Consider the following 14,386-nt stretch of genomic DNA (forward strand, 5'->3'; position numbering starts at 1 on the left):
CACCCGCAGTCCCCGCCTCAGACCGCCCGGCGTCGGCGGCAGACCCCGCATCCAACCCCCCGAGGCCGGCGGCAGCCCCCGCGCTCGATCGCCCAGGGCCCGCCAGGGTCTCGGGCTCCCCGCCTCCCGGCGCACCCGTGACCGGCGCGGGCCTCATGACCGGCATCGTCGGTGTAGGGGCAGGGAACGCCACCGGCTCCAGGGCCGTTTCCAGGGTGTCCAGGCCGGGGCGGAGGGTCGGGTCCTTGTCCAGGAGGGCGGCGAGGATGGTGCGCAAGGCGCCTGCCGTGGGCGGGAGTTCGGGCTCCTCGTACAGGACCGCGTGCAGGGTCGCGAGGGTCGTGTCGCGGGAGAAGGGAGAGCGGCCGGCGAGGGCCGCGCACAGGGTGGCGCCCAGGGACCAGACGTCGGACGGTGGGCCCTGGGGGCGGCCGGAGATGCGCTCGGGGGCCATGTAGTCGGGGGAACCGACCAGCATGCCGACCATGGTGAGCGCCTTCGCGTCCTGGATCGCCGCGATGCCGAAGTCGGTCAGCACCACCCGGCCCCGCCCGCGCGCCACCTCCGTCTCCACCAGGACGTTGCCCGGCTTGATGTCCCGGTGCAGCACCCCGCGGTCGTGGACCTGGCGCAGAGCCGCGAGCAGGCCGATGCCGATCCGGGCCGTCTCGCACGGGCCCAGCGGGCCCTCCTCCGCCATGATGCGTTCCAGGGAGCGGCCGGCCACCAACTCCATGACGATCCAGAGGCGTTCGCCCTCGTCGACCACGTCGTAGACCCGTACGACGTTGGGGTGGTCGATCCTTGCCGTCGCCCTCGCCTCGCGCAGGGTGCGTTCACGGCGTGTGCGTGTGTCCTCCGGGTCGAGGCCGTCGATGCGCATTTCCTTGACGGCGACCAGACGATCGAGTATTTCGTCGACCGCTCGCCACACACGCCCCATTCCCCCCTGCCCGATACTCTCGACCAGTCGATAGCGCCCCGTCACCAGTAAACCTGGAACCCCACCGCTCCTCGTATTTCCCATATTCCCCGGCAATCCACTGCACCCCCCTCGATGCCGCATCAGACATCCGCCATTGAAACACAATGGTCACACTTCAGGCCGTACCAGCATAGTGCGGAGAAATCTTGTGGTAGCTCTTCAAGTACTGCGAACTCAGGCGCAGGCAAGGGGGACGAACATGAGTTCTCGTCGCACGACGGCCATCGCGGGATCGCTGGTCGCGACATCTTTCTCGGCAGTGATGATCCTTTCCTTCACTGCCAGTGCGGACGACCAGGGACCCGGGAGCAGCAAGGGGGGAAAGGTCATCGACGAGGCACCGGCGGGAGTGAAGCTCACCACCGAACTGCCCGAGAAAATCTCGGTGAACAACAGTTCGCAGGAAACCGAGATCACTGCCACCGTCAAGAACGAAGGGACCAAGGACAGCGGAAAGATCCAGCTTCTGGTCGTCGGGTTCGACGGCCTGACGGTCAAGAATGTCGAGGGCTGCTCGGCAATCGAGAAGAACAATCTTCCGGAGGGCTCGAACAGCGGTTTCGCCTGCCCCGTCGACAATCTCCCCGCCGGTGAGTCGAAGTCGTATGCCGTGGACGCGACCTACGACCTGGGCAAGGAGGGCAATATCTGCCTCCCCGTCCAGACCGGTGACGGCAAGAAGACGTACTGGCAGCAGGGCCCGGTGCCGTTCGGTACGACGAACCCGTCACCGGACGCTCCGGCCACCCCCCTGCTGCTCGGCACCGACAACAAGCCGGTCGCACCGGGTGCCGACGAGCTGCCCAAGACCGGCCTCGGCCGGGACGTCCTGCCGCTGGGCGCGGCCGGCGCGACGCTGATCGCGGCGGGCGCGGCCGGGCTGTGGTGGTCTCAACTGCGCCGCCCGCGGCGGTCGCAGGAGGGCTGAGCCGACGGGCCCTGTCCGACGCGGAACGGGCCCTGTCCGACGCAGAAGCACGTAGAAACATGAAGAGGCTCGCCGGGTGCGGTACTTACCCGGCGAGCCTCTTCCGCGAGGACCGCGGCGTCAGCGGTTGGCGAACTTCCAGGCGGTGGGCAGCGCGCCCATCGCGAGAGCCGCCTTGAGGGCGTCGCCGATCAGGAACGGGGTGAGGCCCGCCGCGATCGCGGCGGTCGCCGACATGCCGGTGGCGAGGGCCAGGTAGGGGACGCCGACGGCGTAGATGATCGCCTCGCCCAGCAGCATGGCGCCCGCGGTGCGCAGGACCGTGCGGTCGGCGCCGCGGCGGGCCAGGGCGCCGACGACGGTGGACGCGAGGATCATGCCGAGGATGTAGCCGAAGGACGGGGCCGCGGCGCCGGAGGTGCCCTCCGCGAACCACGGCACGCCCGCTATGCCCGCCAGCGCGTACAGCGCGAGGGAGAGGAAGCCGCGACCGGCACCGAGGGCCGTGCCGACCAGCAGCACCGCGAGGGTCTGGCCGGTCACCGGCACCGGGGAACCGGGCACGGGCACGGCGATCTGGGCCGCGAGGCCGGTGAGCGCGGCACCGCCGACGACGAGCGCGATGTCGCGGACGCGGGAGGCCGGGAGCAGGTCGGCGAGGACCTGTCCGGTGCGGGCGGGGGCGGCGGCAGCGGTGCTCATGGGGACTCCGCGAGGTGAGGGTGGTACGGGACGCTGTGACGCTATCCCAGCGTGTGCATGCCCATCACCGTCAGTGGTCGACAAAGGGCGGATCACGGGGTTGGTGGGCTCCGGACAAAGGATGGGGGTTACACCGGGTACGAGGTGATGCCGGTCACTGAGTCGAGGACGCCCAGCTCACAGGCCGGTCGGCCGTCTCGCCCGTCGGTCTGCCGTCTCGCCCGTCGGTCGCCGTCTGGGCAGCGGTGGGCCGTTTTGCTAGCTTCGAGCGCATGGTCGCCCAGTCCCGGAACTTCTCGTCGCGTCGCCACGTCGACCTGCGACGCGTGGGCGCGGCCGCCTGTCGCCGTCCTGGGTGAGTCGGCCGTCGGTTCGACTCGCCCGCATCAGACGGCGCAGTGTCGGACCGGCTCCCGAGGAAGTTCCCCATGCCCCGTATCGCGGCACCCACCCTTTCGACTCCAAGCTCGACCTCGACCTCGACCTCGACCTCGACCTCGACCTCGACCTCGACCTCGACCTCGACCTCGACCTCGACCTCGACCTCGACCTCGACTTCGTCTCCGATCCCCCGTGTCTCCGACAGTGACCGGCGCCGTACCAGCGCCAGCGTCATCCTCCGGTCCGTCCTCGAGCACGGGCCGGTGGCGCGCAGCACCATCGCCCGGCTGACCGGCCTGTCACCGGCCTCGGTGACCGACCACTGCGCCCGCCTCACCGAACTCGGGTTCGTCCGGGAGGCCGCCGCGCCCCGGCGGTCCAAGGGCGTCGGCCGGCCGCACGTACCCATCGACCTGGACCACTCGCGCTTTGTGGTGGGCGGGGTGCATGTGGCGGTGCCGTACACCACCGTGGCGCTGCTCGATCTGCGGGGACGGGTCGTCGTCGAACGGGAGTTGAAGCACTCGGGGGCCACGGATCCGTACGCCGTCCTGGCCCGCGCCGCCGACGGGCTCGCCGCGCTGCTGGACGCGGCGCCGGGCAGCCTGCCGCTCGGCGTCGGCTTCGCCGCGGGCGGCTGGGTGGACCGGGATTCCGGGACCGTCGTCGAGCACCCGATGCTGGGCTGGCGCGAGGTGCCGGTGCGGGAGGTCCTCGGCGCGCACACCGGGCTGCCGGTCCATGTGGACGGGCACGCGCGGGCGTTGGTGAACGCGGAGCGCCTCTTCGGGCGGGCGCGCGGCAGCCGGAGCGTACTGCATCTGTTCGTCGGCAATGTGGTCGACGCGGCCTTCGCCACCAACGACGAGGTGCACCACGGTCCCCGCTCCCAGGCCGGCGCCATCGCCCATCTGCCGGTGCCGGGCGGCACGGAGACCTGTGACTGCGGGCGGGTCGGCTGCCTCCAGGTCGAGCTGAGCGAGCGGACGTTGTGCCGGCGGGCGCGGGCCGCGGGCGTCATCCACGGGGCGAACCCGATGCATGTCGTGCACGCGGCGGCGGGCGGGGACCCGGTGGCGGTACGGCTGTTGACCGACCGGGCGCGGATGACCGGCCGGGCGGTGGGGCTGCTGCAGGACGTACTCAACCCGGAGACCGTCGTCGTCACCGAGATTGGCGTCCTGAGCCGGGAGGACTGTCTCGGCGCGCTGCGCAAAGCGGCCGGGACGGAGCGGGCGGCCGCGGTCCTGCCGACAAGTTTCGCGGATTCCGTCCTTGCCGTGGCGGGCGGATCGGTGGCACTGGACGTGCTCTACCGGGATCCGTTGGCCGCGTCACCTGAGGCTATTTAATTCAGAAACTCGGAATATTGACAGGGACCACCGATGACCAGGAACATCCTGCTCATGAGCCCGTTCGTGAGCTGTCGCACCCACTGTTGCTGACACGTTGCCGCGTGTGAAGCGCTCATTTCCTCCTGCGTGAATTCCCTTTCTCCGGCTTCTCCTGCCCGGAATTCCGCATGCCTTCTTGCCCTTTTTCTCACTCACGGAGTCCTCCCATGTCCTCTTCTCCTGTGCCGGGTGTCGACCGACGGCTCTTCCTCACCTCCCTGCTCGGCGCCGCGGCCGGCGTCGCCGGACTCAGCGGCTGCGCCGACGGCAGCGCGGCCGCCGCCGGCGAGGGCTCCTCGACCGCCCCGCTGGCCAAGAACGTGCCCGCCGGTACGAGCCTGAAGATCGCCTCGTACCAGAACACCCAGCAACTCCAGTTCAGACTGGCCAAGTTGGGCGATCCGCCCTTCAAGGTCGGCAACTGGCTGAACATCGGCGCCGGGCCCGATGTCATCAACGCCTTCCGGGCCAAGTCCCTGGACCTCGCCAACAACGCGGGCATCCCGCCGATCCAGGCGTACTACCAGGGCTTCGACGCGAAGATCGTGGCGATCAACATCACCCGTAAGCCCAACTACCTCTTCGCCACCAAGCCCGGCAGCGACATCCGGTCGGTCGACGACTTCAAGGGCAAGCGGCTCGCCTTCTCGCAGGGCCAGGCGCAGGGCGTCGTCCTGCTGCGCGCGCTGAAGAAGGCGGGGCTGAAGTACGACGACGTGGAGCTGGTCCCGCTGACCAGCAACCAGTTCCTCACGGCCCTGCAGTCCGGGCAGGTCGACATCGCCCCGCTCGGCAACACCCAGGCGCCCGCCTACCTGGCGCAGTACGAGGCCAAGGGCGCCCGCATCATCAACACCGACGTCGTCGACCTGCTCAACCTGCTGTGGGCGCCGGTCTCGGTGCTGAACGACCCCGCGAAGGCAGCGGCGATCGCCGCGTACATCCCGTACTGGGCCAAGGGCCAGGTGTGGGCGTACGAGCACCCCGACGTCTGGAACCGGGAGTTCTACGTCAAGACGCAGAACCTGACCCTCCCCCAGGCCGAGGCCATCACCGAGCTCGCCAACAAGCCCCTGTACCCGCCGAGCTGGGACGAGGCCATCAAGTGGGAGCAGGAGACCGCGGATCTGCTCGCCGAGGGCGGGTTCGTGAAGAAGTTCGACGTCAGCGAGCTCTTCGACCACCGCTTCGAGGGCATCGCCGCGAAGTCCGTACCGGCCGAGTACCGGAAGTGACCGCCATGACCACGACCACCCTGCACAAGGCCGCCGACGTCGTCGTCGCCGACGAGCGGCCCCGTAAACGCCGCCGCGGGCTCGCCCCCGGCAAACGCCTTCCCGCCGCCCGGCTCACCGGGCCCCTGCTGGTGCTCGTCCTGTGGGCCGTCGCGTCCGCAGCCGAGGCGCTCGACCCCGCCGCGATTCCCGCACCCTGGACGGTGGTGGAGACCGGCGCCCAGCTGTGGAGCGACGGGACCCTGATCACCGACATCCTCACCTCGTTGCAGCGGGCCGCGTCCGGCTTCGCGATCGGTCTGACCGCCGGCATCGTGCTGGCCCTGGCCTCCGGGCTCACCCGCACCGGAGAGGCGCTGATCGACGGCACGGTCAACCTCAACCGGGCCATCCCGACCCTCGGTCTGATCCCGCTGTTCATCCTCTGGCTGGGCATCGGCGAGACCTTCAAGATCGCGATCATCGCCATCGTCGTCTACATCCCGATCTACCTCAACACGCATGCCGCGCTGTCCGGCATCGACAACCGGTTCGTCGAACTCGCCGAGGTGCAGGGCCTGTCGAAGCTGCGCTTCATACGGGAGATCGTCATCCCCGGCGCGCTGCCCGGGTTCTTCGTGGGACTCCGGCTCGGCGTGACCGGCTCCTGGCTGGGCCTGGTGGTCCTGGAGCAGATCAACGCCACCAGCGGCCTCGGCTACATGATGTTCCAGGCCACGAACTACGGCCAGTCGGACGTCATCCTCGTCGGCCTGGTCGTCTACGGCATCTTCGGCCTCGCCTCGGACAGCACGGTCCGCCTCATCGAACGGAGGGTGCTGTCGTGGCGCCGCACACTGAGCAGCTGACCCGTCCGGCCGTCCAACTCCGGTCGCTGACCCGTTCGTTCGACCGGCGTGTCGTTCTCGACGGCATCGACCTGGACATCCCCGCCGGCCAGTTCGTCGCCCTGCTGGGGCACAGCGGCTCAGGCAAGAGCACCCTGCTGCGTGCGGTCGCCGGTCTCGACCACGAGGTCACCGGCAGCGGACAGCTCACCGCCCCGGACCGAGTCTCGGTCGTCTTCCAGGACTCCCGGCTGCTGCCCTGGCGACGCATCCTCGCCAACGTCCTCCTCGGGCTCGACGGCCGGGAGGCGGAGCGCAAGGGCCGCGAGGCCCTCGCCGAGGTCGGGCTGGAAGGCCGCGAGGGCGCCTGGCCCAACGAGCTGTCCGGCGGCGAGCAGCAGCGTGCGGCACTGGCACGCTCGCTGGTCCGCGAGCCCGAACTCCTGTTGGCCGACGAGCCGTTCGGGGCGCTGGACGCGCTCACCCGGATCAAGATGCACAACCTGCTGCGGGAGCTGTGGGAACGCCACCGCCCCTCCGTCCTACTCGTCACTCACGACGTCGACGAGGCGATCGTGCTCGCGGACCGGGTGCTCGTGCTGGAGCGGGGGCGTATCGGGCTCGACCTGGCCATCGATCGCGATGCGGGGGCGCGCGGCGAGTACCGGTCGCGGCTGCTGGCGGCGCTGGGGGTGACCGAGGACGTCAGGTGACCGCCGGTCGCCGTGCATTTCTCGCCCCCGCCGCCCCTACCCGTCCCGTACCTGGGGGCTGCCGCCCCCAGACCCCCGCTTCGGCCTGAACGGCCTCGTCCTCAAACGCCGGACGGGCTGAAATGCCTGGACCGGCGCTCAATAGGCCTCCCCGACTGCCACCGTGAAGGACACGCATGCCCCGGCAACTCCACCTCAACGCCTTCCTCATGAACACCGGCCACCACGAGGCCTCCTGGCGGCTCCCCGAGAGCGACCCGTACGCGCACGTGGACCTGGCCCACTACGTCACCCTGGCCCGCGTAGCCGAACGCGGCACCTTCGACTCCCTGTTCCTCGCCGACGGCCCCCAGCTGTGGAACAACCTCGCCCAGCGCCCCGCCGGCGCCCTGGAACCGCTCACGCTGCTCACCGCGCTGGCGACGGCCACCGAGCACATCGGGCTGATCGCCACCGCCTCCACCTCTTACAACTCCCCCTACAACCTGGCCCGCAAGTTCGCCTCGCTCGACATCATCAGCGGCGGCCGGGCGGGCTGGAACATCGTCACCACGGCGGGAGCGGAGGCCGCCCGCAACTTCGGCCTTGACGCGGAGCCCGCGCACGCCGAGCGGTACGCCCGCGCCTCCGAGTTCCTGGACGTCGCCCTGAAGCTCTGGGACAGCTGGGAGGACGATGCGATCGTCGCCGACAAGGCGGCCGGCGTGTGGGGCGACGACGCCAAGATCCATCCGCCCCGGCACCAGGGGACGTACTTCAGCGTCGAGGGCGCCCTCAACGTCCCGCGCAGCCCGCAGGGCTATCCGCTGCTCGTGCAGGCCGGTTCGAGCGAGGACGGCAAGGGCTTCGCCGCCCGGTACGCGGAGGCCGTGTTCACCGCGCAGCAGACGATCGAGGACGCGCGGGCCTTCTACGCCGACCTCAAGGCACGTACGGCGGCGGCCGGCCGCGACCCCGAGCACATCAAGGTGCTGCCGGGCATCGTCCCGGTGATCGGCTCGACGGAAGCCGAGGCACGGGCGGCCGAGCAGGTCTTGGAGGACCACATCGTGTACACGCACGGGGTGGGCCGGCTGGAGAGCTTGCTGCAACTGCCGTCCGGTGTCCTGGAGCTGGACTCCGAACTCCCCGCCGATCTGCCGCCCGAGGACGCCATCGAGGGCGCCAAGAGCCGCTACACGCTCGTCGTCGAGCTGGCCCGGCGCGAGCGGCTCACCGTGCGGCAGCTGATCGGGCGGCTCGGCGGCGGCCGTGGGCACCTGACGTTCGCCGGTACGCCCGAGCAGGTCGCCGACGCCATCGAGACCTGGTTCACGCAGGGCGCCGCCGACGGCTTCAACATCATGCCGCCGGTCCTGCCCTCCGGCCTCGACACCTTCGTCGACCACGTCGTCCCGATCCTGCGCGCCCGCGGTCTGCTCCGCACGGAGTACGGCCCGCGCCGCACCCTGCGCGAGCGCTACGGCCTCCCGCGCCCCGCCAACCAGTACGTCAGTTCCCCCGCAACCGGCACCCCCGCCCTCGTCTGAAAGGACCGCACATGTCCCTCGAGATCCAGAAGGTCACCGCCAGCATCGGCGCTCGCGTCTTCGGCGTGGACATCTCCCGGCCGCTCGGCCAGGAGACGGTCGCCGCGCTGCGCGAGGCTCTCACCGCCCACAAGGCGCTCGTCTTCGACGACGTGAACCTCGACGACGAGACCCAGCAGTCCTTCGTCCGGCACTTCGGAGACGTCACCACCGCCCACCCGACGGTCTCCTCCGTCGCCGGCACCCCCAACGTGCTGCCCGTCGACAGCGAGCGCGGCCGTGCCGCCAACCACTGGCACACCGACGTCACCTTCGTCCTCAACCCGCCGCAGGCCACCACCCTGCGCAGCATCACGATCCCGCCGTACGGCGGCGAGACCCTGATCGCCAGCTCGGCGGCCGCCTACCGGCAGCTGCCCGAGCCGCTGCGGAAGCTGGCCGACTCCCTGTGGGCGGAACACACCAACGACTACGACTACGCCGTGCCGGACGAGGACGTCGACGAGCAGCAGGCCGCCAGTCGCGCCGAGTTCACGTCGATCAAGTACCGCACGGTCCACCCGGTCGTCCGCGTCCATCCGCTGTCGGGTGAGCGCGGCCTGTTCATCGGCGGGTTCGCGCAGCGGATCGTGGGCCTCTCGCCGGGCGAGTCCCGCAGGATCCTCGACCTGCTCCAGGCGTACGTCACCCGGCCGGAGAACATCCTTCGCCACCGCTGGTCCGAGAACCAGCTGGTCGTCTTCGACAACCGCATCACCCAGCACTACGCCGTCGACAACTACGACGGGCTGCCGCGCCGCCTGCACCGGGTGACCGTCGCCGGTGACGTGCCCGTCGGCATCGAGGGCAAGGAGAGCTACTCGATCGAGGGGGACGCGTCGCACTACACACCCGTCGCTGCGTAGCCGGAGCGTCACAGTAGGTGCGGTAAGTGTCCGCATAGTGGGCAGCCTCTCCTCCTGAACGGAGAGGCTGCCCAGACTGTGGGCGTTTTTGCCCTCCTTCTGCATTGGACGAGCCGCGCCCATGCCCAACAGCACCACGGAGACGCCCCCGCAGGCGGACGACGTCTCCCCCGGACTGAATCACGGCCTCAAGCAGCGCCACCTGTCGATGATCGCCCTCGGCGGTGTCATCGGCGCGGGCCTGTTCGTCGGGTCCGGCGCCGGCATCGCCGCCGCCGGTCCCTCGATCGTCATCGCGTACGTCCTCTCCGGCCTCCTCGTGATGCTGGTGATGCGGATGCTCGGCGAGATGTCGGCCGCGTATCCCTCTTCCGGCTCCTTCTCCGCGCACGCCGAGCGGGCGATCGGCCCGTGGGCCGGCTTCACGGCCGGCTGGTCGTTCTGGGTGCTGCTCTGCACGGCCGTCGGCCTGGAGGGCATCGGCGCCGCGAAGATCGTCACGACCTGGCTTCCGCACACTCCGGAGTGGGCCTGGGTGGCCCTCTTCATGGTCGTCTTCTGCGGTGCGAACCTCGCCGCCGTCAAGAACTTCGGCGAGTTCGAGTTCTGGTTCGCGGCCCTGAAGGTCGGCGCGATCGCGCTGTTCCTGGTGCTGGGCGGGCTGGCGATCGCCGGCGTCCTGCCGGGCACGGACGCGCCGGGCACCGCGCACCTCACCGGTGAGGGCGGATTCCTCCCGAACGGCACCGAGGGCCTGATCATCGGCCTATTGGCATCGGTCTTCGCCTACGGCGGCATGGAGACGGTCACCATCGCCGCCGCCGAGTCGGAGAACCCGGTCAGCGGCGTCGCGAGCGCGGTCCGCACGGCGATGTGGCGGATCGCCCTCTTCTACATCGGCTCCATGGCGGTCGTCGTCACCCTCGTCCCCTGGGACTCCAAGGAGGTCGTCGAGAAGGGCCCGTACGTCGCCACCCTCGACCAGCTCGGCATCCCCGGCGCCGGTCAGCTGATGAACGTCGTGGTCCTGGTCGCCCTGCTGAGCGCCATGAACGCCAACATCTACGGCTCCTCGCGCATCGCGTACTCGCTCGTCCAGCGCGGCCAGGGACCGAAGACCCTGGGCCGGGTGTCGGGCGGCGTCCCGCGCGTCGCGGTCCTCGCGTCCTCGGTGTTCGGCTTCGTGTGCGTGGTGCTGAGCTACTGGCGGCCGGACGACGTCTTCCCCTGGCTGCTGAACATGATCGGCGCGGTCATCCTGGTCGTCTGGATCTTCATCGCCGTCTCCCAGCTGCGGCTGCGCCGCCGGCTCGAGCGCGAGACACCGGAGAAGCTGGTCGTGCGGATGTGGGCGTTCCCGGTCCTGACCTGGGTCGCGCTGGCCGGCATGGCGACCATCTTCGTCCTGATGGCCCGGGAGCCGGACACGCGCGTGCAGCTCTACTCGACCGGCGGCATGACGCTGTTCCTGGCGGTCGTCGGGTTCGCCTGGCAGAAGGCGCGCGCCAAGAGCTGACGCATCACGGACGGCAGTCCGACCGCATCGAAGCCCCCGTGTCATCCACACGGGGGCTTTTTGCTGTTAGCTTGTTGTTGCAAGACACTTGCAACAAGGCGTCCTGCCTCGTGATCGTCTTCTCACCCTTCACGATGCAGGCGGAATGAAGGAAGCCCCCGCGAGGACCTGACTCGCGGGGGCTTTCCCGTGCCGCCGGAGGGCGTCAGGGCTTGCGGCCCAGTCCGCCGTGCTGGCCGATCGGCTGCGGCCCCTCGTCGGACGGCTCCGGGTGCCAGAGCGGGACGGAGACGATGCCGGGCTCGACCAGGTCCAGGCCCTCGAAGTACGCGGTGATCTGGTCGACCGGGCGCAGGAAGTACGGGACGGCGCCGGTCTCGTTGTAGGCGTCCTGGGCCTGCTCGTAGGCCGGGTCGGTACCCCGGGAGCCCTCGTTGAGGGAGAGGTAGCTGCCGGAGGGCAGGCCCGCCAGGAGGCCGCGGACGATGCCGCGGGCCTGCTCGTAGTCGGTGACGTGGCCGAGGATGCCGCTGAGGATCAGGGCCGTGGGGCGGGAGAGGTCGAGGGTGCGGGACGCCGCCTCGAGGATCTTCTCCGGCTCGTACAGGCTCAGGTCCTCGTACGCCGTCACGCCCTCGGGCGTCGAGGTGAGCAGGGCGCGGGCATGGGCCAGGACCAGCGGGTCGTTGTCGACGTAGACGATCTTCGACTCGGGGGCGAGACTCTGGGCGACCTCGTGGGTGTTGTCGACGGTGGGCAGGCCCGTGCCGACGTCGAGGAACTGGCGTACACCCGCCTCCGTGACCAGGTACCGGATGCTGCGGCCCAGGAAGGCGCGGCTGCTGCGGGCGATGGTGACGATGCCGGGGTACACGGCGGTGTAGGCGTCGCCGGCGGCCTCGTCCACGGGGTAGTTGTCCTTGCCGCCCAGCCAGTAGTTCCAGATCCTGGCCGAGTGCGGTACCGAGGTGTCGATCTCCGTCATGGGCACATGGTCCTACGACACGTCCGGCCCGCACGGCACATTGAGGGAGAGAAGTGCCGCAGAACCGTCGGTTTTCATGTGGAGTTCGCTGATCGCCACGTTGCGCAACTTCGGGAACACTCTGCGGTACTCCCCGGCCGGGATCGACAGCAGGGTGCACAGCACCAGTCGGAAGAGGGTGTTGTGGGCGACGACGAGGACGCGTTCGCCGGGGTGGGCGGCGGCGATGCGGCGCAGGGCGGCGGCACCGCGCTCGGCGGCGGCGACGGGGTTCTCGGCGTCCGGGAACGGGTGGGCCACCGGGTCGGCGCGGAAGGCCTCCGCCGCATCGGGATCCTCGGCCGCGAATTGAGCGAGCGTCCGGCCCTCCAGCACGCCGAAGTCGCATTCGCGCAGGCCGGGTTCGCGGTGCGGGGTGATGCCGAGGGCCCGGCAGGCGGGGTCGGCGGTGGCCACGGCGCGGGACAAAGGCGAGGTCCAGATCGCGTCGACCGGATGGGCGGCGGCCCAGCGGCCGAGGGCCTCGGCCTGGGCGCACCCCGTGTCGGTGAGGGGCACGTCGCTGATCCCGGCGTAGCGGTTCTCGGCATGCCAGATCGTCTGTCCGTGCCGGACCAGCAACAGCGTCGTACTCATGACCGGCTCCACACCCATGCCCGTTCCCTTGCCTCTGCTTGCCTGCGCCCGTGTCCGTGCCCGCGTCCGTGCCCGTGCTCATCAAGCCGAAGTATCCGCGTCCAGGCGCGCGAGTGCGTGCGCCGCGACCGGGGGCGGGAGCCAGCCCCGGGCGGTCAGTTCGTCGATCAGGCGGGCGTACGGCTCGGCGAAGCGGGCGGCGCGGCCGGGGCGGGGTTCGACGGTCGTGCCGATGCGGACCATGCCCTCCGCGGCCTGCGCCAGACCGGGCGCCGCGCCCGCTCCGTACGCCGCCAGCGCCGCCATCCCCAGGGCCGGTTCCGTCTGCTGCGGTACGCGGGCCGGGCGGCCCAGGATGTCGGCGCGCAACTGGTTCCAGTACGGGCTGCGGGCGGCGCCGCCCGTGAAGGTGAGGGGGCCGTCGAGGGGTGCGCCGAGGTGGTGCAGATAGTCCAGGCACAGGCGTTCCGTGAAGGCGATGCCCTGGAGCAGCGCGGCCCACAGGTCGGCGTCCGACTCGGGTTCACCCAGGACGATCGCGACGGCCTTCGGGGCCAGGAACGGGAACCGCTCGCCGGGCGACACGAGGGGGTAGGTGATCGCGCCGGACGGCTCGTAGGAGGCGGCCAGCGTGTCCATGGCCGCCGGGTCGGCGCCCGCGAACGCCGCCGTGAGCACGCCCGCGCCCACGCTGGAGGCGCCGCCGGGCAGCCAACTGCCGTCCGGGGCACGGTGGTTGTAGACCACGCCGGTGGGGTCACGGACCAGGGTCGGGGACGCGCCCTTGAGGACCAGCGTGGTGCCGAGCACCGAGTTCCAGGAGCCGGGCCGCAGGGCGGCGGAGGCGATCTGGGCCGCGCAGCCGTCGGTCATCCCCGCGATGACGGGGGTGCCGGCGGGGATGCCGGTGGCCTCGGATGCGGTCGCGGAGACCTCGCCGAGGGGGGTGCCCGGGCGTACGACGTCCGGGATCACCGCGTCGGACAGGCCGAGCCGGGCCGGCATGGCCGGCCAGGCGTCCCGCTCCAGGTCGTAGCCCGTCTTCAGGGCGTGGCTGGAGTCGGCCGGGGGCAGTTCGCCGGTGAGCAGGGAGACCACGAGGTCCGGCTGATGGGTGACCCGCCCCTGCCCGTACGTCTCGGTCAGCCACAGCGCCTTCGGCAGCGCCCAGGTGTCCTGCACCTTGAGCCCCGCCATCCGCGCCCGCGCCGCCTGAGCCGTCGCCCGCCCGTCGTCGTACATCAGCGCGGGGCTCTTCGGCCGGCCCGCCCCGTCCGTCAGGAGCACGGTCCCGGACGTCCCGCACACCGCGAGCCCGCCGATCCGTACCCCCCGCACTGAACCGAGCGCGGCCCGGGACGCCGTACACACCGCGTCCCACCACTCCCCCGGATCCTGCTCGTGCCGCACCCCGTCCCGCCGCCCGCCGAGGGGCGCCGAGCCGCTGCCGAGCACGGCGCCGTCCCCGGTGACCAGCAGGACCCTCACGCTCTGGGTGCCGAGATCGATCCCGAGCCATGCGTCGTCCTGATCGTGCGTCATACGGGGTTGTTCGTGTGCCATACCGGACCTCCAGCACATCTCGATCCGTGAACTTCACACTCTGCACTGAGATTTTCCCTTGCGCGAGGGATTGACGCCCAACTTCCG

General features: G+C 70.6%; 14 protein-coding genes. 9 read left to right on the plus strand and 5 right to left on the minus strand.

Annotated elements, in window-relative coordinates:
• On the minus strand, positions 1-943 hold a 943-nt coding region (locus ACWGDB_RS30545), incomplete at its 3' end, for a serine/threonine-protein kinase (RefSeq protein WP_453825378.1).
• 241 nt (positions 944-1,184) lie between these two features.
• Between ACWGDB_RS30545 and ACWGDB_RS30550 the strand changes: the two genes are divergently transcribed.
• Positions 1,185-1,913: a hypothetical protein gene (locus ACWGDB_RS30550; RefSeq protein WP_451166697.1), complete on the plus strand. Its 729-nt coding sequence runs from the start codon at positions 1,185-1,187 to the stop codon at positions 1,911-1,913.
• A 120-nt stretch (positions 1,914-2,033) separates the two neighbouring features.
• Here the strand turns inward: ACWGDB_RS30550 and ACWGDB_RS30555 are convergent, their stop codons facing one another.
• The gene (locus ACWGDB_RS30555; protein ID WP_453825379.1) at positions 2,034-2,615 is read right to left on the minus strand and encodes a biotin transporter BioY; all 582 of its coding nucleotides are present in this window, start codon (positions 2,613-2,615) and stop codon (positions 2,034-2,036) included.
• A 355-nt stretch (positions 2,616-2,970) separates the two neighbouring features.
• Between ACWGDB_RS30555 and ACWGDB_RS30560 the strand changes: the two genes are divergently transcribed.
• The 8 genes from ACWGDB_RS30560 to ACWGDB_RS30595 all read left to right on the plus strand — a co-directional run bounded on the left by ACWGDB_RS30560 (position 2,971) and on the right by ACWGDB_RS30595 (position 11,115).
• Positions 2,971-3,204 carry a hypothetical protein gene (locus tag ACWGDB_RS30560; protein ID WP_453825427.1) on the plus strand — a complete coding sequence of 78 codons (234 nt, stop codon included), beginning with the start codon at positions 2,971-2,973 and terminating at the stop codon, positions 3,202-3,204.
• On the plus strand, positions 3,182-4,348 hold the full coding sequence (locus ACWGDB_RS30565; RefSeq protein WP_453825424.1) for an ROK family protein: 1,167 nt from the start codon (positions 3,182-3,184) through the stop codon (positions 4,346-4,348). Before ACWGDB_RS30560 ends, ACWGDB_RS30565 begins: the two co-directional genes overlap by 23 nt.
• Positions 4,349-4,557: 209 nt before the next feature.
• Positions 4,558-5,625: an ABC transporter substrate-binding protein gene (locus ACWGDB_RS30570; RefSeq protein WP_453825380.1), complete on the plus strand. Its 1,068-nt coding sequence runs from the start codon at positions 4,558-4,560 to the stop codon at positions 5,623-5,625.
• 5 nt (positions 5,626-5,630) lie between these two features.
• Positions 5,631-6,473 (plus strand): ABC transporter permease, encoded by an 843-nt coding sequence (locus ACWGDB_RS30575; protein WP_453825381.1) that lies wholly within the window; start codon positions 5,631-5,633, stop codon positions 6,471-6,473.
• Entirely contained in the window at positions 6,449-7,165 is a 717-nt protein-coding gene (locus ACWGDB_RS30580) for an ABC transporter ATP-binding protein (RefSeq protein WP_453825382.1), read from the plus strand. The genes ACWGDB_RS30575 and ACWGDB_RS30580 overlap by 25 nt, the downstream gene beginning before the upstream one ends.
• 176 nt (positions 7,166-7,341) lie before the next feature.
• Entirely contained in the window at positions 7,342-8,694 is a 1,353-nt protein-coding gene (locus ACWGDB_RS30585) for an LLM class flavin-dependent oxidoreductase (protein WP_453825383.1), read from the plus strand.
• A gap of 11 nt (positions 8,695-8,705) precedes the next feature.
• The gene (locus ACWGDB_RS30590; RefSeq protein ID WP_453825384.1) at positions 8,706-9,599 is read left to right on the plus strand and encodes a TauD/TfdA dioxygenase family protein; all 894 of its coding nucleotides are present in this window, start codon (positions 8,706-8,708) and stop codon (positions 9,597-9,599) included.
• A gap of 121 nt (positions 9,600-9,720) precedes the next feature.
• On the plus strand, positions 9,721-11,115 hold the full coding sequence (locus ACWGDB_RS30595; RefSeq protein WP_453825385.1) for an amino acid permease: 1,395 nt from the start codon (positions 9,721-9,723) through the stop codon (positions 11,113-11,115).
• Between the two features lie 205 nt (positions 11,116-11,320).
• On the opposite strand, the gene ACWGDB_RS30600 is transcribed toward ACWGDB_RS30595, so the two are convergent.
• The 3 genes from ACWGDB_RS30600 to ACWGDB_RS30610 all read right to left on the minus strand — a co-directional run bounded on the left by ACWGDB_RS30600 (position 11,321) and on the right by ACWGDB_RS30610 (position 14,278).
• Positions 11,321-12,100 carry an SAM-dependent methyltransferase gene (locus tag ACWGDB_RS30600; RefSeq protein ID WP_453825386.1) on the minus strand — a complete coding sequence of 260 codons (780 nt, stop codon included), beginning with the start codon at positions 12,098-12,100 and terminating at the stop codon, positions 11,321-11,323.
• A gap of 12 nt (positions 12,101-12,112) precedes the next feature.
• Entirely contained in the window at positions 12,113-12,736 is a 624-nt protein-coding gene (locus ACWGDB_RS30605; RefSeq protein ID WP_453825387.1) for a histidine phosphatase family protein, read from the minus strand.
• Between the two features lie 81 nt (positions 12,737-12,817).
• Entirely contained in the window at positions 12,818-14,278 is a 1,461-nt protein-coding gene (locus ACWGDB_RS30610) for an FGGY-family carbohydrate kinase (protein ID WP_453825388.1), read from the minus strand.
• Between the last annotated feature and the right edge of the window lie 108 nt (positions 14,279-14,386).

This window comes from Streptomyces sp. NPDC055013 (genome assembly GCF_053608645.1).